At 38.6% G+C, this 20,240-nt stretch carries 21 protein-coding genes; 5 read left to right on the top strand and 16 right to left on the bottom strand.

The annotated features are described in order from the left end of the window. Positions 1–4: 4 nt before the first annotated feature. Positions 5–1,249 (top strand): exo-beta-N-acetylmuramidase NamZ family protein, encoded by a 1,245-nt coding sequence (locus tag LZF87_RS05670; protein ID WP_244342833.1) that lies wholly within the window; start codon positions 5–7, stop codon positions 1,247–1,249. Positions 1,250–1,277: 28 nt separating this feature from the next. On the opposite strand, the gene LZF87_RS05665 is transcribed toward LZF87_RS05670, so the two are convergent. Both LZF87_RS05665 and LZF87_RS05660 read right to left on the bottom strand, forming a co-directional pair. Then, positions 1,278–1,646, bottom strand: a complete 369-nt coding sequence (locus LZF87_RS05665; RefSeq protein WP_244342832.1) for a bleomycin resistance protein — start codon at positions 1,644–1,646, stop codon at positions 1,278–1,280. Positions 1,647–1,658: 12 nt separating this feature from the next. Further along, entirely contained in the window at positions 1,659–2,156 is a 498-nt protein-coding gene (locus LZF87_RS05660; RefSeq protein ID WP_244342830.1) for a YkgJ family cysteine cluster protein, read from the bottom strand. Positions 2,157–2,224: 68 nt separating this feature from the next. On the opposite strand from LZF87_RS05660, the gene LZF87_RS05655 reads away from it, so the two are divergent. Next, a complete protein-coding gene (locus LZF87_RS05655) occupies positions 2,225–2,935 on the top strand; it encodes a class I SAM-dependent methyltransferase (RefSeq protein ID WP_244342829.1) in 711 nt (236 codons plus the stop codon). Between the two features lie 67 nt (positions 2,936–3,002). Here LZF87_RS05655 and LZF87_RS05650 read toward each other — a convergent pair whose 3' ends face one another. From LZF87_RS05650 to LZF87_RS05610, 9 genes are all read right to left on the bottom strand, one after another. Beyond that, positions 3,003–3,410 carry a DUF2059 domain-containing protein gene (locus LZF87_RS05650; RefSeq protein ID WP_244342828.1) on the bottom strand — a complete coding sequence of 136 codons (408 nt, stop codon included), beginning with the start codon at positions 3,408–3,410 and terminating at the stop codon, positions 3,003–3,005. Between the two features lie 23 nt (positions 3,411–3,433). Further along, a complete protein-coding gene (locus LZF87_RS05645) occupies positions 3,434–4,066 on the bottom strand; it encodes a 7-carboxy-7-deazaguanine synthase QueE (RefSeq protein ID WP_244342827.1) in 633 nt (210 codons plus the stop codon). A gap of 262 nt (positions 4,067–4,328) precedes the next feature. Then, on the bottom strand, positions 4,329–5,999 hold the full coding sequence (locus tag LZF87_RS05640) for a tetratricopeptide repeat protein (RefSeq protein WP_244342826.1): 1,671 nt from the start codon (positions 5,997–5,999) through the stop codon (positions 4,329–4,331). 34 nt (positions 6,000–6,033) lie between these two features. Then, positions 6,034–6,948 carry a PstS family phosphate ABC transporter substrate-binding protein gene (locus tag LZF87_RS05635; RefSeq protein WP_244342825.1) on the bottom strand — a complete coding sequence of 305 codons (915 nt, stop codon included), beginning with the start codon at positions 6,946–6,948 and terminating at the stop codon, positions 6,034–6,036. Then, positions 6,949–7,170, bottom strand: coding sequence for a hypothetical protein (locus tag LZF87_RS05630; RefSeq protein WP_244342824.1), 222 nt, complete (start codon positions 7,168–7,170; stop codon positions 6,949–6,951). 1 nt (position 7,171) lies between these two features. After that, entirely contained in the window at positions 7,172–7,990 is an 819-nt protein-coding gene (locus tag LZF87_RS05625) for an energy transducer TonB (protein WP_244342790.1), read from the bottom strand. A 31-nt stretch (positions 7,991–8,021) separates the two neighbouring features. Next, on the bottom strand, positions 8,022–8,585 hold the full coding sequence (locus LZF87_RS05620; RefSeq protein ID WP_244342775.1) for an ExbD/TolR family protein: 564 nt from the start codon (positions 8,583–8,585) through the stop codon (positions 8,022–8,024). A 17-nt stretch (positions 8,586–8,602) separates the two neighbouring features. After that, positions 8,603–9,217, bottom strand: a complete 615-nt coding sequence (locus LZF87_RS05615) for a biopolymer transporter ExbD (protein ID WP_244342745.1) — start codon at positions 9,215–9,217, stop codon at positions 8,603–8,605. A gap of 93 nt (positions 9,218–9,310) precedes the next feature. Next, positions 9,311–10,147: a MotA/TolQ/ExbB proton channel family protein gene (locus LZF87_RS05610; protein ID WP_023574571.1), complete on the bottom strand. Its 837-nt coding sequence runs from the start codon at positions 10,145–10,147 to the stop codon at positions 9,311–9,313. Between the two features lie 342 nt (positions 10,148–10,489). On the opposite strand from LZF87_RS05610, the gene LZF87_RS05605 reads away from it, so the two are divergent. The 3 genes from LZF87_RS05605 to LZF87_RS05595 all read left to right on the top strand — a co-directional run bounded on the left by LZF87_RS05605 (position 10,490) and on the right by LZF87_RS05595 (position 12,869). After that, positions 10,490–12,007, top strand: a complete 1,518-nt coding sequence (locus LZF87_RS05605; RefSeq protein WP_244342729.1) for a helicase HerA-like domain-containing protein — start codon at positions 10,490–10,492, stop codon at positions 12,005–12,007. Beyond that, the gene (locus tag LZF87_RS05600) at positions 12,007–12,375 is read left to right on the top strand and encodes a DMT family protein (RefSeq protein ID WP_244342715.1); all 369 of its coding nucleotides are present in this window, start codon (positions 12,007–12,009) and stop codon (positions 12,373–12,375) included. The genes LZF87_RS05605 and LZF87_RS05600 overlap by 1 nt, the downstream gene beginning before the upstream one ends. Before the next feature lie 131 nt (positions 12,376–12,506). Beyond that, positions 12,507–12,869 carry a cupin domain-containing protein gene (locus LZF87_RS05595; protein ID WP_244342714.1) on the top strand — a complete coding sequence of 121 codons (363 nt, stop codon included), beginning with the start codon at positions 12,507–12,509 and terminating at the stop codon, positions 12,867–12,869. A gap of 174 nt (positions 12,870–13,043) precedes the next feature. Here the strand turns inward: LZF87_RS05595 and LZF87_RS05590 are convergent, their stop codons facing one another. From LZF87_RS05590 to queA, 5 genes are all read right to left on the bottom strand, one after another. Beyond that, positions 13,044–14,582 (bottom strand): T9SS type A sorting domain-containing protein, encoded by a 1,539-nt coding sequence (locus LZF87_RS05590; RefSeq protein WP_244342713.1) that lies wholly within the window; start codon positions 14,580–14,582, stop codon positions 13,044–13,046. A 172-nt stretch (positions 14,583–14,754) separates the two neighbouring features. Beyond that, positions 14,755–16,098 (bottom strand): FAD-dependent oxidoreductase, encoded by a 1,344-nt coding sequence (locus LZF87_RS05585; protein WP_244342703.1) that lies wholly within the window; start codon positions 16,096–16,098, stop codon positions 14,755–14,757. Positions 16,099–16,211: 113 nt separating this feature from the next. Continuing rightward, positions 16,212–17,288 carry an agmatinase family protein gene (locus tag LZF87_RS05580; protein WP_244342702.1) on the bottom strand — a complete coding sequence of 359 codons (1,077 nt, stop codon included), beginning with the start codon at positions 17,286–17,288 and terminating at the stop codon, positions 16,212–16,214. Positions 17,289–17,301: 13 nt separating this feature from the next. Next, positions 17,302–18,597, bottom strand: coding sequence for a kynureninase (gene kynU, locus LZF87_RS05575; protein WP_244342695.1), 1,296 nt, complete (start codon positions 18,595–18,597; stop codon positions 17,302–17,304). 260 nt (positions 18,598–18,857) lie between these two features. Beyond that, positions 18,858–19,907: a tRNA preQ1(34) S-adenosylmethionine ribosyltransferase-isomerase QueA gene (queA, locus tag LZF87_RS05570; RefSeq protein ID WP_244342684.1), complete on the bottom strand. Its 1,050-nt coding sequence runs from the start codon at positions 19,905–19,907 to the stop codon at positions 18,858–18,860. Positions 19,908–20,240 lie beyond the last annotated feature (333 nt).

The following is a 20,240-nucleotide window of genomic DNA, read 5'->3' as shown; positions in this document are numbered from 1 at the left end:
ATATATGATTTCAAATTCAGTCCTCAAAAATACAGTTTTATTCTTGGTTTTGTCGATAGTTTCCTGTGGAAATTCGATTAACAAGAAGATAGATAACCATCAAAAGACAAAAGACGAAGTTCTCGACTCCGATCGAATTGATAAAACAAAGGTCTCTTCCGAGATTCAAACCGGTGCTCAAAATTCCAATGCTTATTTACCTTTGTTGAAGGATAAAAAAGTCGGCATTGTAACCAACCAGACCGGAATCCTTTCCGACAAGACCCATTTGGTTGATTTTTTATTAGAAAAGAAAATCGGCGTACAGAAAATTTATGCTCCCGAACATGGTTTCAGAGGCACTGCCGATGCCGGCGAATTAATCAAAGACGGAAAGGACACCAAAACAGGCTTACCTATTATTTCGCTTTATGGCAGCAACAAAAAGCCAAAACCGGAACAACTTGCAGGAATCGATATCATGGTTTTTGACTTACAGGATGTTGGCGCACGATTTTACACCTATATATCTTCGTTGCATTATGTAATGGAAGCCTGTGCAGAAAACAATATTCCTCTTATTGTTTTGGACCGACCAAACCCGAACGGAGGTATAATTGACGGCCCCGTCCTGGAAAAAGAATATGCCAGTTTTGTTGGCATGCATCCGATTCCGGTTTTACACGGGATGACAATTGGAGAATATGCTAAAATGATCAACGGTGAAAAATGGCTAAAAAATGGAGTTCATTGTGTATTAACAGTGATTCCGTGTTTGAACTACAAGCATTCCCTACAATATAGCCTGCCGGTAAAACCATCACCGAATTTACCAAACGACCAAGCCATTAACCTATATGCGAGTTTATGCTTATTTGAAGGAACGAATGTAAGTGTTGGACGAGGAACTGACAAACAGTTTCAAATTTATGGGTCGCCTTTTTTACCTAAAGGTGATTTCAACTTCACTCCGAGTCCCAATTTAGGCGCCAAAGACCCAATGCATAATGGAAAACTATGCCACGGTGAAGATTTATCAAAAATTGAAAAAGCAAAACGTTTGGAACTAAAATGGCTGATCAAAGCCTATCAGACCACTTCGGATAAAACTAATTTCTATAATGACTTTTTCACTAAGTTGGCAGGAACCAAAAAACTCCAGCAGCAAATTGAGACTGGCATTTCGGAAAATGAAATCCGAAAAAGCTGGGAAAAAGGAATTGCCGATTTTAAGCTGATGCGAAAATCATACCTTATATATAGTGAATAAAAAAGGCTGTCCAAAAGACAGCCTTTTTTTATATGGTAACTTCTTGTCCGAATTGCAGTAAATAGCCGTTGTTGTCGTAAACAGCAAACTCGCGCATGCCCCATTCGAAAGTTTCAATCTCGTAGCACAAGTTGCATTTATCTTTCAGCTTTTCCCAAATTTCTTCCACGTTGTCCACATTAATATAAAAAGAACCTGTAAAAACAGGTTTTTCGAACGGAGTATGCTCATTGGGTTTGGCCAACATGATTTCGGCATCGTCTTTATATAAGGAAGCCCATCCCCAGTCTTCATTATATTCTCCGCAGGTAAAACCGAGAATATTAACGTAGAAAGCGATTGTTTCTTTTAATTCGGTGGTCCAAAGCATTGGACGGATTGGTTGAAATTTGGCCATCTCGATTGTTTTTTACAAAGGTAACTTCTTTTTCATTTCTTCCACAATATTGTAAGCAGCAGGACAAATGGCTACGTTTTTAAGTGTAAGATTTGAAATCTGCTGGAATTTCTTCCTGTCGGTATGCGGAAATTCACGGCAGGCCTTCGGACGTACATCATAAATCATACAGTAATTTTCGGCATCCAGAAAAGTACAGGGTACACTTTGCAGTACATAGTCATTATCTTCATCGATGCGAAGATATTGATCAATGAACTGTTGTGGTTTCTGCTTAAGATGTTTTGCAATACGCTCGATATCGGCCGAAGTAAAAAGCGGGCCTGTCGTTTTACAGCAATTGGCGCATTCTAAACAGTCGGTTCTTTTAAATTCGGCGTCGTGCAAATCCTGCATAACATAATCCAAATTCTTGGGTGTTTTCTTTTTCAGCTTATCGAAATACTTTTTGTTTTCGTTATGCTTATCTTTGGCTAACTTTGGAAGCTCCGATAAAGTTGGTTTTAACATGTCAAAACATTTATTTTGCAAAAGTACCAACTTTCAGGTTTAGACTTTCAAAATTTAAACTTAAAAAAATGAAAGACCTTTTTGGAAAAGCCATACTGGATTACCAAACCAATAACTCACCCGAGGACCTAATAACCGAAACTTCGATATCGGAAGCCGACGAAATGAGCGTTGCCTATTTGTTTCGCAATTACAAAGAAATGCCAAAAATAGAGCGAAAAGCACTGGATTTAGCCAAAGGAAAAATTCTGGATGTAGGTTGTGGCGCAGGAAGTCACGCCTTGTATCTGCAGAACGAAAAAAATCTGGATGTTACTGCTATTGACATTTCCGCCAACGGGATCAAAGCCTGTGAACTGCGCGGGGTAAAAAAGGCCCGGGTTCAAAATGTGATGGAGCTTGAAAACGAGACCTTCGACACCATTTTACTGATGATGAACGGAGCAGGCATGTGCGGAAAACTTAAAAAAATTGCCGGGTTTCTTCAGAAGCTAAAATCCCTGTTGAATGAAAACGGTCAGATTTTATTAGACAGCTCCGATATTATTTACATGTTCGATGAGGATGAAGACGGTGGAAAATGGATTCCGAGTAACATCGACTACTATGGTGAATTGATCTTTAACGTTACATACAAAGGTGAAAAGGAAGATCCGTTTGACTGGATGTATATTGATTACAACACCCTGCAGAACGCAGCCTATGCCAACGGGTTACAATGTGAATTGATTTTGGAAGGCGAACATTATGATTATCTGGCAAGACTGACGCACCTCTAAGTTTTTATAAATAAAAAAATCCCAAGCTGTAAAAGTTTGGGATTTTTTTATTTCTTTTTGAGATTTATTATTGCATGTATTTCATCACTATTGACTGTAATCCCATAGCCCATTCTTGACTGGCAGCAATATTTTTCTCTGTAATTACTACTGATTTCTCCGTCATCTTTTTCCCTAACGGTGTTTCATAGAATTTCAAAATAGCTTTAACATCATCATGCGTATACACTTCCATGTACACTCCTGCCAATTTATCGTAAAGTGCCGGTAAACTCGACTCGAATTCAACAAGGAATACAGCATGTTTTTCTTTTGGGACCATTTTCAAAATTTGGTCTTTTGCAATTTTCATTTGGTTAGCAGAACCCGTAGTTTCAATCATTTTCATTACGTCTTTTTTGAAAGCTTCGTTGGCTTGAGCCATGCCTAGGTTCGCTGCTAAAACAAGTGCAAAAGTTAAAAATAATTTTCTCATTGTTTTTGTGTTAGTTATAAATATTAAGGAATATTCAGATATTTATGTGTTTGTAAAGATACGCGCCATTTCGGATTATTCATAACATAATCCACGATTAAAGGGGTCATCTCTTCTTTTTTACTCCACTCGGGCTGTAAAAACAGGATTGCATTTTCATTTACTTTAGCCGCTTGTTCTTCTGCGAAGATAAAATCGTGCTTGTTGTGAATAATCACCTTTAACTCATGTGCAATCTTATAGGCGTCATCCACCGGAAGTTTAGTCTTTTTTGGAGAAAGGCAGAACCAATCCCATGTTCCCGTAACCGGATAGGCACCTGAACTTTCAATATGCACGCGTAAATTTTGCTCTTTTAGTTTTGAGGTTAAAGTTGTCATGTCCCAGGTCAAAGGCTCTCCACCTGTAACTACAACAGTTTCCGCATATTTTTTAGCGTTGGCCACAATGACGTCCGTGGTTGTTGGCGGGTGTAATTCGGCATTCCAGCTTTCTTTAACGTCGCACCAATGGCAACCAACGTCGCAACCGCCGATTCGGATAAAATAAGCCGCTGTACCGGTATGGTACCCTTCCCCCTGAATTGTATAAAACTCCTCCATTAAAGGCAGCATTTCTCCTTTTTCCACCGCAATTTGTATTTCTTTCTTAAGCATTTTATATAAAAATAGTCTGCAAAGGTAAGCAATTTGAAAATTAGATTGTTAGCTTTTTAACTAACCCTTTGCAAGTAGGCAAAAACATCACTTTCTAGCCCTGATGGAAGCGGCATTCCGTCTCGTTTTTTCTAACGGGTCGGCTACAGCTGACAGCAGGAACAGGGCTTCAAAATGGCACTGACCTCCCGATAGCTATCGGGACACTCCAAAAAAAAAACCGACAACTTTAGTCATCGGCTTTTTCATTATTTTATGCTTTTTAAGCTTTAAGTGCTTTTAACGTTTTGGTAGCGTAAGCATTAGCCGGATCGATTGCCAATAATTTTTCAAGGTTTTCGATCGCTTTTGCTTTGTCAGCGCTGTTAGCATAATGAGCACCAACAAAAGTATAGGCTTCGATTAGGTTTTTCTTAACGGCCGGTTTTGCTTTTTCAGCATCTCCTTTAGCATTAACCAATTTCACATACTCTTCATAACCTGCCAACGCCACTTTTGCTGATTCCGGTGTTCCCATTGCCTCATTTGCTCTTGCTTTGAACAAGTGCGCATCTTGTGTTGCCGCGTTCAATTCGATAACTTTTGAGAAAGCCGCATCCGCCTTAACCAACTGGTCTTTTGGAGAGGTTTTCGGATCGTAATCAAAATACAAAGCATATCCTAAATAGAAATTATCCGCAAAGTAATTTTTCGATTTTGGGTTTTTTACAGCCCCTTCGAATAATTTAGTAGCGTTTTTGTATAATTTCTCTTTGAACATTTTTTGTCCAAGCGGATTTAATTCAGCTGCAATTACCGGATCTTTTTCTACCGCTTTGTTCAATTCAACAACACCTTCGTTGAAGATTTTCTCGTCGTAAGTACCGTCTGCTTTTTTAGCTTCGGCCATTTTTGTCAAACCTAGATACAAGTAATCTCTTGCTATGATTCTTTTTGGCTCAACTTTGGCGAAAAATTCGGACATTGCTTTTGAACTTTCAGCATAGTTTCCGTTTTCGTAAGCAGCATAACCCAAGTAACGTAGAATACGCGGATTTACTTTATCCAGTTTTTTCATTTCATTAGCCTCGATTTCCAATGCTTTGTAATCTTTATTCACAATTAAGAAATCAGCGTGACGCATACGAGATTCAACCGAATACCCAGTTAAACTCATGTATTTTTCATAATACTGCAAAGCCTTTTTAACATACTCATCGTATTTTGTCGGTTCATTGCTTCCCCATAAATAATACGTTTCAGCCAATTCACGGTATGCAGGACCAAAGTTTGCATCTTTAGCTATAACTTCGTTCAGTAATTTAGCAGCGTCGGTAAAATTTTTTGCTCCTTTTTGGATTGCCGCATATTTTACACGGGCAATCAACAAGGATTTATCATATTCATAGGCCGATTCATAGGCACGGAAAGCTTCACCGGCATTTTTATTACCATACTGTGCATCTCCCATCGCTAGATAGGCACCAGGATTTTTATCATCGATCAACATCGCTTTGTTGATGATTTCGATAGCTTTTTTATAGTCTGGGTTTTCAGAATTAATGTAGGCCTTGGCGATTAACAACATTTCCTCAACATCCTTTTTCTTGATATTGGCAGAAGCTTTATCAAAATTAGCCTGAGCCGATTTATTATTATCCAGTTCGATTTGCCCTAAACCGATATAATTTAATGTCCCTTTATCTTTAGCGGCCAATCCTTTGTTAAAAGTCATAGACGCAGAATCAGCCTTAGCTTCTCTTAGGTACACATCACCTAAATAGAAGAAGTTCTTTCCGTTGTCTGGACTGGATTTTACTAATCCTTTTAATATTTTTTTTGCTTTGTCGTATTGTTCAGCATCAATAGCTTTTTTTGCCTGTTCCAAATCCTGAGCAAAAACTGCTGTTGAAAGTACAGACAACATTAAACTTAAAACTTTAGCATTTTTCATTTCTAAATACTTTTTTTTTATGGTTATTTCTTTACTATTCAACTTTATCCCTTACCGCTATCTGACGGGTAGGAAAATGTGTAGGGACCAATCCGGATTTTAAAATAATCCGTTGTCCCTGTTGACCTGCAAGATACGAAGCAAATCCCATGCCCAATCCGGTTGTCCCCTGAAAATTTAACATATACAACTTACGGGTAACAGGATAACTGCCATCTGCAATATTACTTTGATTCGGTTTAATAAACTTGTCCTTTGCGTTAACTTTAACATTCTCAACGGCCAACACTTTAACTTGACTTGTATAAGGCTCCAAATCCGAAGTCGGCTGTAACAACCAGTTTATTCCTAATATCCCAACAGCACCTTCATTCTCACTAACGTACTTTACCACTTCTTTATTGGAGTCCAAGGCAAATATATTTTGCTTTGGTAAATCATTGATCCCTGCCAATGATTTTAGTGTCCTAACAGTACTTGAATTAGGGTTATCAAAAACCAATGATTTTATTTTTGGATTGGCATCCCCTCTCAAAAACCGTAGTACGTCATTTAACACCAAAGTAGAATCGGATCTTTTTTTGTTGCCGATAAAAGCTATGGCATCCACTCCGAACTCGGTAATTTTAGGGTACACTTTTTTGGTCTTGTTAAAATAACTGATTTCTGAAGAATCAAGACTCTTGGCCATTATGGCAATTTGACCCTTTTTATTGTTGATCGCATTCAGTATCTCTGTTTCAGATTTACTCACTAAATTGATTTTCGTTCTTGTGTACTGGTCTTCAAAAAGAATGGCGACATCCTCAATTATAGGAAAGATAGTCTCATCGACCAATATAGTTGCCGATCCGGCAACTGCTGTTTCTTTTACTGTTGCTTTATCTTTGTTTTTTTGACAAGCTGAAAAAAGTAGTATAAGCAGAACGATTGAAATATATTTTTTCATTTACTCTTGAGATTGTTGCAGACGGATAAAACGGATTGCTGCATAAACAATTAATATCACCCCTAAAATCACTCTTCGTGAATAGGAAATCTCCACTGGCATACTTTTCCAGACAAACAAAGTTAAGCCTAAAAACACATACAATCCTAAAAAGACCAGGCCTAAAACAAACAGAAATCGCTGTTGTGGCGATTTCTGTTTAAAATTGTGAAATATTTTCATATTACTGTGCTACCTGAATAGTAATAGGTAATGTAAATTGTGATCTTACCGGACGACCATTTTGAATAGCCGGTTTCCAGTTAGGCATACTTTTCAATACGCGGATCGCTTCTTTTCCAGCACCATAACCAGGATCTCTCAATACTTTCACATCGGTAAAACTTCCGTCTTTTTCAACAACGAAGCTTAACATCACACGAATTTGAGAAACTCCTTCATCAACTTCCGGAGCACTAAAGGAACTTGCAAATTTTTTGTAGAAACCTGGCATACCTCCGTTAGGTCCTGCCTGCACTTCTACCGCAACATATACCTTATTATCATCTTCGACAACAGCTGCAGCTTTATCACCTTCACCAGTAGGTTGGTCGATAACGATTTCAGCATTTTTATCTCCTTTAACATCTTTTTGTCCCGGATCTGCTTCTTTCAAATCTTCCACTGTAGGTGGGTCCTCATCACGCACCAATTCCTTTTTCACTACTTCAGGTGGTGGGAATTTCACCTGATCGTTAACCGATTTAGGTGGTTCAGGCGGTGGAGGTGGTGGTAAATCTTCTTTTGGTGGAGGCGGTGGCAATAATGCTGTTTCAATTACCTTGTCCATATTCTCCTTTTCATCTTTAGCCAATCGCTGACTGATAATATTCTCAATTACCGGAGCAGCAATAACCGAAGCGAACAACAATGCACCAATCACAAGGGCTCTTGATGTAGTTTTAGGACTCTCTGAACGCAATTTATAAGCACCATACGCCTTATTACGACCTTCAAAGATTATATCAATCCACTCTGTCTTAAATAAGTTTAATTTTGACATGACTTTTTCTTTTTAAATGTTTGAAAAAAAATTACTCCGAAAGGATTTCCTCTTTCTTCAACATTGCGTTTTCTTCTGGTGTTATATCCACAATCGCATAGATTTTAACATCTGCGATAGCCATCTCGTCCAGAACATCTACTAAGTTTCTGTACGTAGACTTTTTACTAGCTTTAATCAAAACAATCAAATCCTGTTTTTTGGGCTGCCCCGCATATTTAGATTTAACCGTTTGTTTTTTCTCCAATATCTCTTTACGAATACCATTTTTTCCGTATCCGGTTTTCTCAGGTCCTTCAATTGGAGCAGTCGGTAAACCGTAATACCATACTAATTGGTTTTTCTCACCCAACAGCAAAGTTAAGGTACGGTCTTCAGAAACATCCAGTTTATCTTGGGTTTCTTTTGTTTCGTCTTTATCCGGCATTGCCAAATTCATGGACTGAGGCTTAGACAATGACGTAGTAAGCATAAAGAAAGTAATCAAAAGGAATGCCAAATCCACCATCGCTGTCAAATCGACACCCGCATTTTGTTTCTTACTTCTAATATGACCTTTCTTGCCACCGCCGTCGCCGGTATTTAATTCTGCCATTTTACAGTATTTTTTAATTAAAAATCATCAGTTCGTAAACCAGTGACTAAGAAAAACTTATTAATTTTTTGTTTCTGAAGAATATCAATTACTTTCTTAACTGTAGGATACTCCTCTTTTCCATCTGCTTTGATAGCAACTTTCAACTCCGTGTTATGCAATTCTTTTGTAGCATAACGCGCTGCCAAAACCCATTCTCTTAACTGATTATCAACTGAATCATAAGGAATACCAGGCTGTAGTCCCTCTTTGTTACGCTCTTCACCAGTCAAACTGATCAATTTATTCAAATTTCCAACCGGAACTCCGAATCCATCAATCAAAGAAAAACGTTTAGTTTCCTCTTCGGTGAACTGAACCTTATATTTTTCAGCTATCTTCCCCAAAGCATCTCTTCGAATATCCTGGCCAATCATACCAAAGAACACTTTCTCCTTACCAACGGTAATGGTCACTAAATCCGCATCCGGTAATTTAGTTTGCACTGTGGACGCAGGCGTATCAACCGGAAGTGGCTCAGGTATTTTAGCTGTAGATGTCATTACGAAGAAAGATAACAATAAGAACGCTACGTCACACATAGCCGTCATATCAATCTTCGTACTCTGTTTTGACATTTTTACTTTTGCCATTTTCTTTTGATTTTAGTCACGAGGAAACAAGGCGAAATCACCTTTTTACCTGCAACAAATTAATAATTAACTCTCTAAAACGGTACGCAGTAATTAAGCTGCGTGACCACCTTTCAAACGTCTGTAAGCCTGCGTGATAGCAAAACCAGCCTCGTCGATAGAGTAAGTTAATTTATCAATTTTAGATGTAAACACGTTATACATGATGATTGACAACGTAGAAGTACCAATACCAGTTGCTGTATTAATAAGAGCCTCAGAGATACCTGTCGCTAACGCAGCCTGGTCAGGAGCACCAGCAGCAGCTAATCCAGAGAACGCTTTAATCATACCCGATACCGTTCCCAATAATCCCATTAACGTACCGATTGATACCAAAGTAGCAATGATCGTCATGTTTTTCTCCAACATTGGCATCTCTAATGAAGTAGCTTCGTCAATTTCTTTTTGAATTGTTTCAGTTGCTTTTTCACTATCAAAACCTTCTCTTCTTACTTCTTGATATTTAGTCAAACCAGCTCTAACTACGTTAGCTACTGAACCTTGTTGAGCATCGCACTCAGCGATAGCCTCATCGATTTTTCCTTGTCCGATTAAAACCTGTACATTTTTAACGAATTTCTCAACATTGTTTTTACCAGCTGCTTTACTGATAACGAAGAATCTCTCAAAAGAGAAAACTACCGCCATTAAGAACAATCCCATTAACGCAGGTACGATAAACCCTCCTTTATAAACCATTCCTAAATAGTTTCCTGGTAGTGGGTGACCTGTATTGTCTCCGTTTTCAAAGTTTGATGGATGCCCCATTACGAATTTCCAGATTAGGAATCCAATCAATAAACAGATTACAATTGCAAAGGCAGCAAACATGCTTGTCCCTTTTGAGCTAGCTCCTTTTTCAACAGTTTCGTTAGATACTTTTGTCATTTTTTTAAATTTTAGTTTTTCAATTTTGTTATAACTATAGCCCCATAAGCCAAAATCTGTTTATGAGAGTCGCAAATTTATGTTTTTAGTGTAATAAAAAAAATAAAATCGTTTTTTTTTAAGGCCTAATGACAAATTATTTAACATTGAGGACACGATTAGTTTGATTTTACTATACAATCGTTAAGCTAATGTAAAGATAATAACGTTTTATTACCAATATTATTCTTACGCTTTCGTTTTTTTCCGATCTTTATCTAACAAATACTATTATTTTTTTTAGTTTTACTACTCTTTGAATTTAGTTTAAATTCGTTCAATTCTTACAAATTTACGAAAAGTATGTCCGCAGAAAAATTTATAGAAGAAATCAACAATGGTTATAACTGCAAAGGAGAATCCATTGCATTGGGCGGTGCCATTTTAAATGGGGAAGCAATCCCAAACACACCGATAAAAATTCCCTTAAAAACAATTAACCGCCATGGATTAATTGCAGGAGCCACCGGAACGGGTAAAACAAAAACGATACAGGTCTTATCCGAACAGTTGTCTTCCAACGGAATTCCGGTTCTGATGATGGATATCAAAGGTGACTTTTCGGGAATCGCGGCAGCCGGAGAAGAAAAACCATTCATAACCGAACGCCATGCCAAGATTGGTATTCCTTACCAGCCCAAAGCCTGTCCAGTAGAATTAATGACCATATCCGAACAGAATGGAGTCCGGTTGCGGGCTACTGTTTCGGAATTCGGCCCTGTCTTATTTTCCCGAATCTTAGACCTGAACGACACCCAAGGAGGAGTTGTTTCCGTAATTTTCAAATATTGTGACGACAACAAGATACCACTTTTGGATCTGAAAGACTTTAAAAAAACACTTCAATTCGCAACGGAAGAAGGCAAAGACGAGTTTGAAGCAAATTACGGTCGGATTTCAACAGCATCAACGGGTTCCATCCTTAGAAAGGTCATCGAGCTCGAACAACAGGGCGCCGATTTGTTCTTCGGTGAACTTTCTTTTGATATTGATGATTTGATGCGCATTGACGAAAACGGAAACGGCTATGTAAACATCATTCGTCTGACGGACATCCAAGACAAACCTAAATTATTCTCAACATTCATGCTGAGTTTATTAGCAGAGGTTTATCAGCAAATGCCCGAAATTGGAGATGCTGAGAGACCTGAATTGGTTATTTTTATTGACGAAGCCCACCTGATTTTCGATCAAGCCAGTGAAGCCTTGCTCGATCAAATCGAAACCATCATAAAACTAATTCGCTCTAAAGGTATCGGTGTTTATTTTATCACACAAAACCCAACCGATGTTCCTGCCGGTGTTTTGGCGCAATTAGGACTGAAAATCCAACATGCACTTAGGGCTTTTACGGCAAACGACAGAAAAGCGATAAAAATGACGGCCGAAAACTATCCATTATCCGAATATTACAAAACAGAAGATGTGATCACGCAACTGGGAATCGGGGAAGCTTTCGTTACAGCTTTGAACGAAAAAGGAATCCCCACCCCGCTTGTAGCCTGCATGATGCGCGCTCCAATGAGCAGAATGGACATTTTATCCGATAATGAAATCAACACCATCATCAGCAATTCGAAGTTAGCAAAAAAATACAATCAGGTAATCGACAATGAAAGTGCCTACGAAATCCTGACAGCCAAAATAGAAAAAGCCACACAACAGGCTCAAGAAGAAGAAACAGCCAAAGCCGAAGAAAAACAAAGAAAAAACGAACCAAGCACTACCGAAGCAATTGGAAAATCGGTTGTTAAAGTGGTTACCAGCGCTACATTTATACGCGGAGCTTTCGGAATTTTAATGAAAATGTTTAAAAAATAATGAGGGCTTTTTTCACTATTGGTTTATTAATCCTATCCAATGTTTTCATGACATTAGCCTGGTATGGTCATTTGAAGTTCAAAGAACTGAAATGGTTTGAAAATGCCGGACTGATAACTATTATCCTAATCAGCTGGGGACTGGCCCTGTTTGAATATTGCTTTCAGGTACCGGCAAACAAGATAGGCTTTAATGGAAACGGCGGCCCATTTTCACTATTGCAGCTAAAAGTCATACAGGAAGTTATCACCTTAATTGTTTTTGTGATTTTCTCCTTATTATTTTTCAAAGAAGAAGAATTCCGGTGGAACCATGTCATCGGCTTTTGTTTTTTAGTATTGGCCGTCTATTTTATTTTTAAGAAGTAAGCTATTCCTATAAAAAGAATACTACTGTTTTTTTATTTGGAAAAGACATCCGACGGAAACCGGAAATACATCTGGGATCAGATTAATTCATTTAAAATTAACGAGATTGCTTAGTGTCTCGAAAAAACAACATGAAAAAATATTTTATTCAAAAAGCCCCTTTTGTGGTTCCCACTACTGATGGCAAAGTCATTGAAGAACACCACGGACTATCGACCACCAACAATAAAGAAATATCCATCGCTCACATGATTGCGCCTCCGCGTTGGAGTGAACCATTTCAAACACCCGATTTTGATGAGTACACCTATATTATTAAAGGAAAAAAACAATTCATAATTGATGGTGAAACGGTGATTCTGGAAGCTGGCAAATCGATAAAAATTGAAAGAAACGTTCGGGTACAGTATTCCAACCCGTTCGAGGAACCATGCGAATACATTGCCATTTGCACTCCGGCTTTCAGTATGGATTTAGCACACCGCGAAGAATAAAAAAAGAGACTAATGCCTCTTTTATTTTTTTAACAATTCCAGTATTCTCTGCTCGATCACTTCGGTTTCCCAAATTTGCTCTATGTTTTCCATACCGAGAATTTCGTCCATGATTTTATTTTGCTTGTCTCCTTCTGCCAAGGCTTCTTTGTCTTTCAGGCTCTTTAAATTATACTATTCCTTTATAATCTTTCTGTTTGTTTTGATTTTGTCGCCTATGCTTAGAATATAAACCCCCTTGGAAAGATGGCTGGTTACTATAGTGGAATCCTGTTCCTCTAGTTTTCCTGACATAACAGCTCTTCCCAAATGATCGTAGAGCGTGTAGCGCATACCAAGCGTATTTTCCTTTGCATTTAAATGTATTTCATTGTTGGCGGGGTTTGGATACACACTAATCAGGTTTTCAGTGCTTGATTCGTTTGTGCTTAATGTACCGTCACTTAGTAGTTTGATTATCCAGGCATCAGAACCACCATGATTCCCGGTAACATTGCCATCATTTGACTCAGTGTATCCTGCAATTATGTATCCTCCATCAGTAGTTTGCTGTATTGAATTCGCATAATCAACCCCAGTACCACCTAAACATTTCTGCCATTGGATACTTCCCGTATTGGTCAGTTTAACTATCCAATAATCGGATAGACCATGATTTCCGGTAACATCACCATCATTTGAACGAGTGGATCCAGCAATTATGTAGCCTCCATCGGGAGTTTGCACTATTGAATACGGATCATCATCCCCAATACCACCCAAACATTTCTGCCATTGGATACTTCCCGAATTGGAAAGTTTAACTATCCAAGAATCAGATAATCCATGATTTCCGTTAACATCTCCATTATTTGACTGAGTGGATCCAGCAATTATGTAGCCTCCATCAGTAGTTTGCTGGATTGAATTAGCATGATCCCAGCCAGACCCACCTAAACATTTCTGCCATTGGATACTTCCAGTATTGGTCAGTTTAACAACCCAATAATCGGATTGACCATGATTTCCAGTAACATCACCATTAATCGAATAAGAGGATCCTGCAATGATATACCCACCGTCGGTAGTTTGCCGTATTGATCTTGCCTCATCACTATAACTGCCACCTAAAGATTTCTGCCATTCTATACTTCCCGTATTGGTCAGTTTAACTATCCAGTAATCATTACTACCATGATTTCCGTTAAAATCACCATCATTTGAACCAGTGTATCCAGCCATTATGTAGCCTCCATCACTAGTTTGCTGTATTGAATTCGCATAATCATAGTCAGTACCGCCTAAAGATTTCTGCCATTGGATACTTCCCGTATTGCTCAGTTTAACTATCCAGCAATCGTTACCACCATGATTCCCGGTAACATCACCATCATTTAAATTAGATCCTCCAGCAATTATGTAGCCTCCATCAGTAGTTTGCTCTATTGAACACGCATAATCACGCCCAGTACCACCTAAAGATTTCTGCCATTCGATACTTCCTGTATTGGTCAGTTTAACTATCCAAGAATCAAATTCGCCATGATTCCCAATAACATCAGCATCATTTGAATAAGTGAATCCAGCCATTATGTAGCCTCCATCAGTAGTCTGCTGTATTGATATCACCTCATCTAAGTCACTACCTCCCAAAGATTTCTGCCAACTTGAAGGCTGCGCATAACCACAAATAACCGATAAGAGTATTGATAATGATAGTAAATGTTTTTTCATGATATCGTAATTAAATGTTACGGGGAACTAAACTACGTATTTTTTTACAAAGACTGAGAATTTTGAATGCATCGATGGTCTATTTTTTGTCTGTTTAATGGAAGCAGGAGCCCTTGGTATGGTATTGATTCACTACATCGTGAAGCATAAAAAAAAGAGGCCTAAGCCTCTTTTATTTTTTTAATAATTCCAGTATTCTGTTCTCGACCACTTCGGTTTCCCAAATTTGCTCGATATTTTCCATACTGAGAATCTCTTCCATGATTTTATTTTGCTTGTCTCCTTCTGCCAAGGCTTCCGAATAGGGATGATGGCTAAAGGTAACCCGACTGTATAACGGAATCCATTTGTCCGGGTGTTTGTCGGAGAACCATTTTTCTATTTTCTTCTGCAAATGAAATTTCACATCAGCGGTTTTGGTACTCATTTCCATGAAATTGCGGAACGAAAGTTCAGCTATGGCATCTGCATTCGGTTTACGTGATTGCTGATATTCTTTAAAGATGGTCAACCAATCGTCTCCGTGTTTTTCCATCAACTGTTTTAAAATCGTAATATCTTCAAAACCGGCATTCATTCCGTGACCGTAAAAAGGAACAATTGCGTGGGCTGCGTCTCCTATCAAAGCTACCTTATCCTCATATGTCCAAGGATAACATTTCATAGTTACCAGATAACTGGTTGGATTTTTAAAGAAATCTTCCACTAAATCCGGAATCACTTCTTTAGTATCCGGAAAATACTTGGCAAAAAAGGCCTCTAATGTTTCTTTGTCTTTCAGGTTCTCAAATGAATTCTCTCCTTCATGTGGCATGAAAAGCGTACAGGTAAACGAACCATCAGGATTAGCCAGTCCCATTAACATGAATTCTCCTCTTGGCCAGATATGAAGCGAATTTTTATCTATTTTATGAGTCCCGTCCGCATTGGCAGGAATATGAAGTTCTTTATAACCTACTCGGATAAAGTCTTGCGAATAGTTGAACATGCTCTGACGCTGCATACGGTGACGCACTCTTGAAAATGCACCATCAGCCCCGAAAACAATATCGTAATCCAACTCTTCCCATTCACCTCTTTCGGTTTCTCCTTCGTGTAAGGTTGCTGTTGCCAGCGTTACATCCCACACCTTTTTATCGAAGAAAAACTCCACTCCTGCGGCTTCGGCTAAATCAACCATCTTGCGGTTCAATACTCCGCGGGACAATGAAAAAATTGCCTCGCCGTCTTTACCGTAGTACTGATAACTCAACTCGCTTCCCAGCATGTGAATGGCACGCTTGTCTACAGGAATACCGATTTTTTTTATTTCCTCATCCAACCCAATTTCCTGAAGCGTTCGCCACCCTCGGTCGGACATCACCAAATTTATGGATCGCCCGGAAAAGTCAATTTTCCTGATATCCGGACTTCTGTCGTAAACATGAACGGTATGGCCTTCGTTTTTAAGGTAAATCGCCAATAGAGTCCCAACCAATCCGGAACCCACTACAGCTATCTTCTTGGGAGTCTGCATCGAAATTTTCTTGAATAGAGCGTAAATTTACTCAATATTTATTTATTGAAACTGATATTTGGCGGAAAAGCGATTTCTTAAAAAAGAAAATCCCCCGAAGGAGGATTCTCTTATTATCTATTGAATTGTATTTTCTTTCCGATAGCCATTTTTTGTGATTTAGCCAAGACACCACACATATGGAACAACATTCTTGCTCCGACATTTCCGTCCCAATCATCGTCACCAGGTGCTACTTCCACTAAATCAAATCCGATAATTTCCTTATTGCTTTCTGCCAAACGGCTCAACAAATAAGCGGCCTGCTCAAATGAAAATCCGCCCGGAACCGGAGTACCTGTATTTGGACAATACCATGGGTACATTCCGTCAATATCGAATGAAATCAACACTTTCTCAGGTAACGAAGCGATAATATGATCACATTGTTGCTGCCACGTCTTTCCTTCGAACGTTTCCTTTTTTAAATCCATGTCGGTATGTACCAGAACGCGGTCTTTCAATGCTACTTCCACCTCCTGCTCGCAGAAGTCACGGATTCCTACCTGAACAATCTTTGAAATTTGCGGAATCTGCAAAGCATTATACATGATAGACGCGTGAGAATAAGTAAACCCTTCATAAGCGATTCGTAAATCCATGTGGGCATCCAAATGCAGAATTCCAAACGAATCATGTTTTGTTGCCATTGCCTGATAGTAACCAAGCGGCGTACTGTGATCTCCTCCTAAAAGAACCACTTTTTTTCCTTGTTTCATCCAATGAAGCGTGCGATTCTTCACTTCTTCATTCATATCCTTACATGCCTTGTTGATTTTATCAAGATCGGCTTGTAAGGCCGGGAACGTCGAAATATCTTCCCCTGCCTCTAAAGCTTCAATGATTGGCTGAGCCAACCCTTTATATTTTTCAGAATTTTTTGCCCAATGACCTGGCGCTTCGTCCATATAAATCCCTAATTTCCAAAGTTCCGGAAATTCCTGGTGATTTAAATCAACCTGAAAAGACGCATCCATGATAGCTGCAGGCCCTTCTGAAGCTCCTGCCCCGTAACTTACAGTTACCTCCCATGGCACCGGGATTACAACAATCTCGCTTTGCTCTGCCGAAAAAGGAAGTCCGAAAACGGTAGCATCAGCTAAGCCTGGTTGAGATGGGTCAAAATTTTCTAATATTTGTTCTTTTGTCATTTTATCAAATCTATTAAACCAAAGATTTATCTTTTACCAAAATGCCTTTCTTAAGCACCTGCCCGAACTCATACATATCTTCAAACGAACAATAGAATGGTGCCGGAGCCAAGCGAATCACATTAGGCTCACGCCAATCGGTAATTACTCCGTTTTTCATTAAATATTCAAACAAAGCTCTTCCCTGCCCATGAAGGAAAACAGAAAGCTGACAAGCTCTCTCGTCTTGATTCGAAGGGGTAATGATCTCAAATTCGGCTCCTTCAATTTCTTTATCAACTTCATGAAGTATAAATTCCAGATAAGAAGTAAGCAGATTACGTTTTTCAATCAACTTATCCATCCCAACTTCGGAAAACATTTCCACAGAAGCCAAATAAGGCGCTAATGACAATACTGGTAAATTACTGATCTGCCATCCATCTGCTCCGTTAACCGGATCAAATTGTGGTTCCATTTTGAATCGACGCTCCTTATTATGACCGTACCATCCTGCAAACCTTGGCAAATCGCTGTTTTGATGATGTTTTTCATGAACAAAGCAACCCGAAGCATTTCCTGGCCCTGAATTCATATATTTATAACTACACCATGCGGCGAAATCTACGCCCCAATCGTGAAGTTCCAATTTTATATTTCCAGCAGCATGAGCTAAATCCCAACCTACAAAAGCTCCAGCTTTATGGCCTGCAGCGGTAATGGTTTTCATATCAAAAACCTGTCCTGTATAGTAATTCACCCCTCCGATTAAAACCAATGCCAATTCATCACCAACCTCTTCAATCTTGGCTAAAACATCTTCCAGTCGGATATTGTGTTCTCCCTCGCGACGCTTGATTTCCACAATCGCATCCTTAGGATCATACCCATGGAACTTAACCTGGCTTTGAAACATATACTGATCGCTTGGGAATGCTTTTTCTTCACAAATGATTTTATATCTCTTTGATGTAGGCTGATAGAAAGTAACCATCATCAAATGTAGGTTAACTGTTAACGTATTCATAACCGTTATCTCACTAGGCAACCCTCCTACGATTTTACTTAACGGTGCCGAAAAACGCTCATGATAATCCCACCATGGCTTTTCGGCATAAAAATGACCTTCAACGGCAAGATTTGCCCAATCATTCATGACTTCATCCACATACGTTTTTGTTCTCTTGGGTTGCAATCCAAGAGAATTACCGACAAAGTAAATCACCTGTTTCCCGTCAACTTTCGGAAAGATAAATTCATCTCTATAGCTTCTTAGCGCATCCTTCGCGTCTAATCCTCGTGCAAATTCACGTGTATTTTCGAAATTCATCGACATTTATTTTTAAAAGGGGTGTAAAAATAAGAAAAAAAATATACTCGCATCCATAAATTTCTATTGACATTCAACACTTATCAAACAAAAAACATGAAAATACTATGAATGCATACAATTTTACCATTTTACCATAGAACCATGGGAGTTAGGCAGTTTTATGTAACATAAATAATCATTCCTGTGAAAAAACCTGAATAGCAAAAAAAATTCCGACCTTTTTGGGCCGGAATTACTTGTTCTTTATTGTTGTGATCTTACAAAATCAGCATAGCATCTCCATAAGAGTAGAATTTATACTTTTCTTTGATTGCTTCGTCGTATGCTTTACGCATTAAATCATGTCCACAAAACGCAGAAATCATCATCAACAACGTTGATTTTGGCGTATGGAAATTGGTAATCATACAATCGGCAACACTGAAATCATATGGAGGGAAGATGAATTTATTAGTCCATCCCTCATACGGATTCAATGTCTTTGAAGAAGATACCGAACTTTCCATCGCACGCATTGTCGTAGTACCAACAGCACATACGCGTTTTTTTGCGAATTTTGCCTTATTGACAATATCGCACGCTTCCTGCGTTATTTTTAATTCTTCCGAATCCATTTTATGCTTTGACAAATCTTCCACTTCCACCGGATTGAAGGTTCCTAAACCAACGTGAAGTGTAATTTCAGCAAAATCCACACCTTTGATCTCAAGGCGTTTCATCAGGTGTTTTGAAAAATGCAGACCTGCTGTAGGAGCAGCAACCGCACCTTCTTCCTTGGCATAAATTGTCTGGTAACGTTCCGCATCTTCCGGAGTTACCTCGCGGTTAATATATTTAGGGATTGGCGTTTCACCAAGTTCTAGCAATTTTGCACGGAATTCTTCATAAGAACCGTCATATAAAAAACGTAGCGTTCTTCCACGGGAAGTTGTGTTGTCAATAACCTCTGCTACCAATGAATCATCGTCGCCAAAATATAATTTATTACCGATACGGATTTTTCTGGCCGGATCAACCAAAACATCCCACAAACGCTGTTCAGCATTCAATTCACGCAATAAAAACACTTCAATTCTGGCACCTGTTTTTTCTTTATTTCCATAAAGACGGGCCGGAAAAACTTTAGTGTTGTTCAAAACCATCACATCACCTTCCCCAAAATAATCCAAAATATCTTTAAACAACTTGTGCTCGATAGTTTGAGTTTTTCGGTTTACGACCATAAGGCGTGCCTCATCTCTGTTTTCTGCAGGGAATTCGGCCAAAAGCTCTGCCGGGAGGTTGAAATTAAAATTGGATAACTTCATGTTTTTTTTGTAAATTTTAAATTAGAAGTTAGAATTCAGATAACTCCTGAATAATAAATAGGCTGCAAATATACTATTGCGAAAGAGGCCTTGTCAAGTGTTTTAGCTTTTATTTTTTAATTTAGCCATCAGAAAGCACTACACAGCACTTTAAAAACTAAACACTTCATTACTAATTATGCAATTTTTGTAAAAGTAAATAAATCAATAAAAAATCGGAAGATTAAAAAACAGACTAAACAGTTGCTTATAAAAAGAAGAAGATTAAATCAAACATTCCTGTTTTGTCCCGGGATTTTATTAATCGAAAACCTGAAACACTGATTCCCATAA

The organism is Flavobacterium enshiense (genome assembly GCF_022836875.1).
In the GTDB taxonomy this organism is placed as follows: domain Bacteria; phylum Bacteroidota; class Bacteroidia; order Flavobacteriales; family Flavobacteriaceae; genus Flavobacterium; species Flavobacterium enshiense_A.
Note: the sequence above shows the minus strand (reverse complement) of the source record. Positions and strands in the feature narration are given on the sequence as shown.

Excerpts from the sequence above, each read along its gene's own strand:
- LZF87_RS05670 (WP_244342833.1), top strand. The coding sequence starts at position 5 with ATGATTTCAAATTCAGTCCTCAAAAATACAGTTTTATTCTTGGTTTTG.
- LZF87_RS05665 (WP_244342832.1), bottom strand. The coding sequence starts at position 1,646 with ATGGCCAAATTTCAACCAATCCGTCCAATGCTTTGGACCACCGAATTA.
- LZF87_RS05660 (WP_244342830.1), bottom strand. The coding sequence starts at position 2,156 with ATGTTAAAACCAACTTTATCGGAGCTTCCAAAGTTAGCCAAAGATAAG.
- LZF87_RS05655 (WP_244342829.1), top strand. The coding sequence starts at position 2,225 with ATGAAAGACCTTTTTGGAAAAGCCATACTGGATTACCAAACCAATAAC.
- LZF87_RS05650 (WP_244342828.1), bottom strand. The coding sequence starts at position 3,410 with ATGAGAAAATTATTTTTAACTTTTGCACTTGTTTTAGCAGCGAACCTA.
- LZF87_RS05645 (WP_244342827.1), bottom strand. The coding sequence starts at position 4,066 with ATGCTTAAGAAAGAAATACAAATTGCGGTGGAAAAAGGAGAAATGCTG.
- LZF87_RS05640 (WP_244342826.1), bottom strand. The coding sequence starts at position 5,999 with ATGAAAAATGCTAAAGTTTTAAGTTTAATGTTGTCTGTACTTTCAACA.
- LZF87_RS05635 (WP_244342825.1), bottom strand. The coding sequence starts at position 6,948 with ATGAAAAAATATATTTCAATCGTTCTGCTTATACTACTTTTTTCAGCT.
- LZF87_RS05630 (WP_244342824.1), bottom strand. The coding sequence starts at position 7,170 with ATGAAAATATTTCACAATTTTAAACAGAAATCGCCACAACAGCGATTT.
- LZF87_RS05625 (WP_244342790.1), bottom strand. The coding sequence starts at position 7,990 with ATGTCAAAATTAAACTTATTTAAGACAGAGTGGATTGATATAATCTTT.
- LZF87_RS05620 (WP_244342775.1), bottom strand. The coding sequence starts at position 8,585 with ATGGCAGAATTAAATACCGGCGACGGCGGTGGCAAGAAAGGTCATATT.
- LZF87_RS05615 (WP_244342745.1), bottom strand. The coding sequence starts at position 9,217 with ATGGCAAAAGTAAAAATGTCAAAACAGAGTACGAAGATTGATATGACG.
- LZF87_RS05610 (WP_023574571.1), bottom strand. The coding sequence starts at position 10,147 with ATGACAAAAGTATCTAACGAAACTGTTGAAAAAGGAGCTAGCTCAAAA.
- LZF87_RS05605 (WP_244342729.1), top strand. The coding sequence starts at position 10,490 with ATGTCCGCAGAAAAATTTATAGAAGAAATCAACAATGGTTATAACTGC.
- LZF87_RS05600 (WP_244342715.1), top strand. The coding sequence starts at position 12,007 with ATGAGGGCTTTTTTCACTATTGGTTTATTAATCCTATCCAATGTTTTC.
- LZF87_RS05595 (WP_244342714.1), top strand. The coding sequence starts at position 12,507 with ATGAAAAAATATTTTATTCAAAAAGCCCCTTTTGTGGTTCCCACTACT.
- LZF87_RS05590 (WP_244342713.1), bottom strand. The coding sequence starts at position 14,582 with ATGAAAAAACATTTACTATCATTATCAATACTCTTATCGGTTATTTGT.
- LZF87_RS05585 (WP_244342703.1), bottom strand. The coding sequence starts at position 16,098 with ATGCAGACTCCCAAGAAGATAGCTGTAGTGGGTTCCGGATTGGTTGGG.
- LZF87_RS05580 (WP_244342702.1), bottom strand. The coding sequence starts at position 17,288 with ATGACAAAAGAACAAATATTAGAAAATTTTGACCCATCTCAACCAGGC.
- kynU (WP_244342695.1), bottom strand. The coding sequence starts at position 18,597 with ATGAATTTCGAAAATACACGTGAATTTGCACGAGGATTAGACGCGAAG.
- queA (WP_244342684.1), bottom strand. The coding sequence starts at position 19,907 with ATGAAGTTATCCAATTTTAATTTCAACCTCCCGGCAGAGCTTTTGGCC.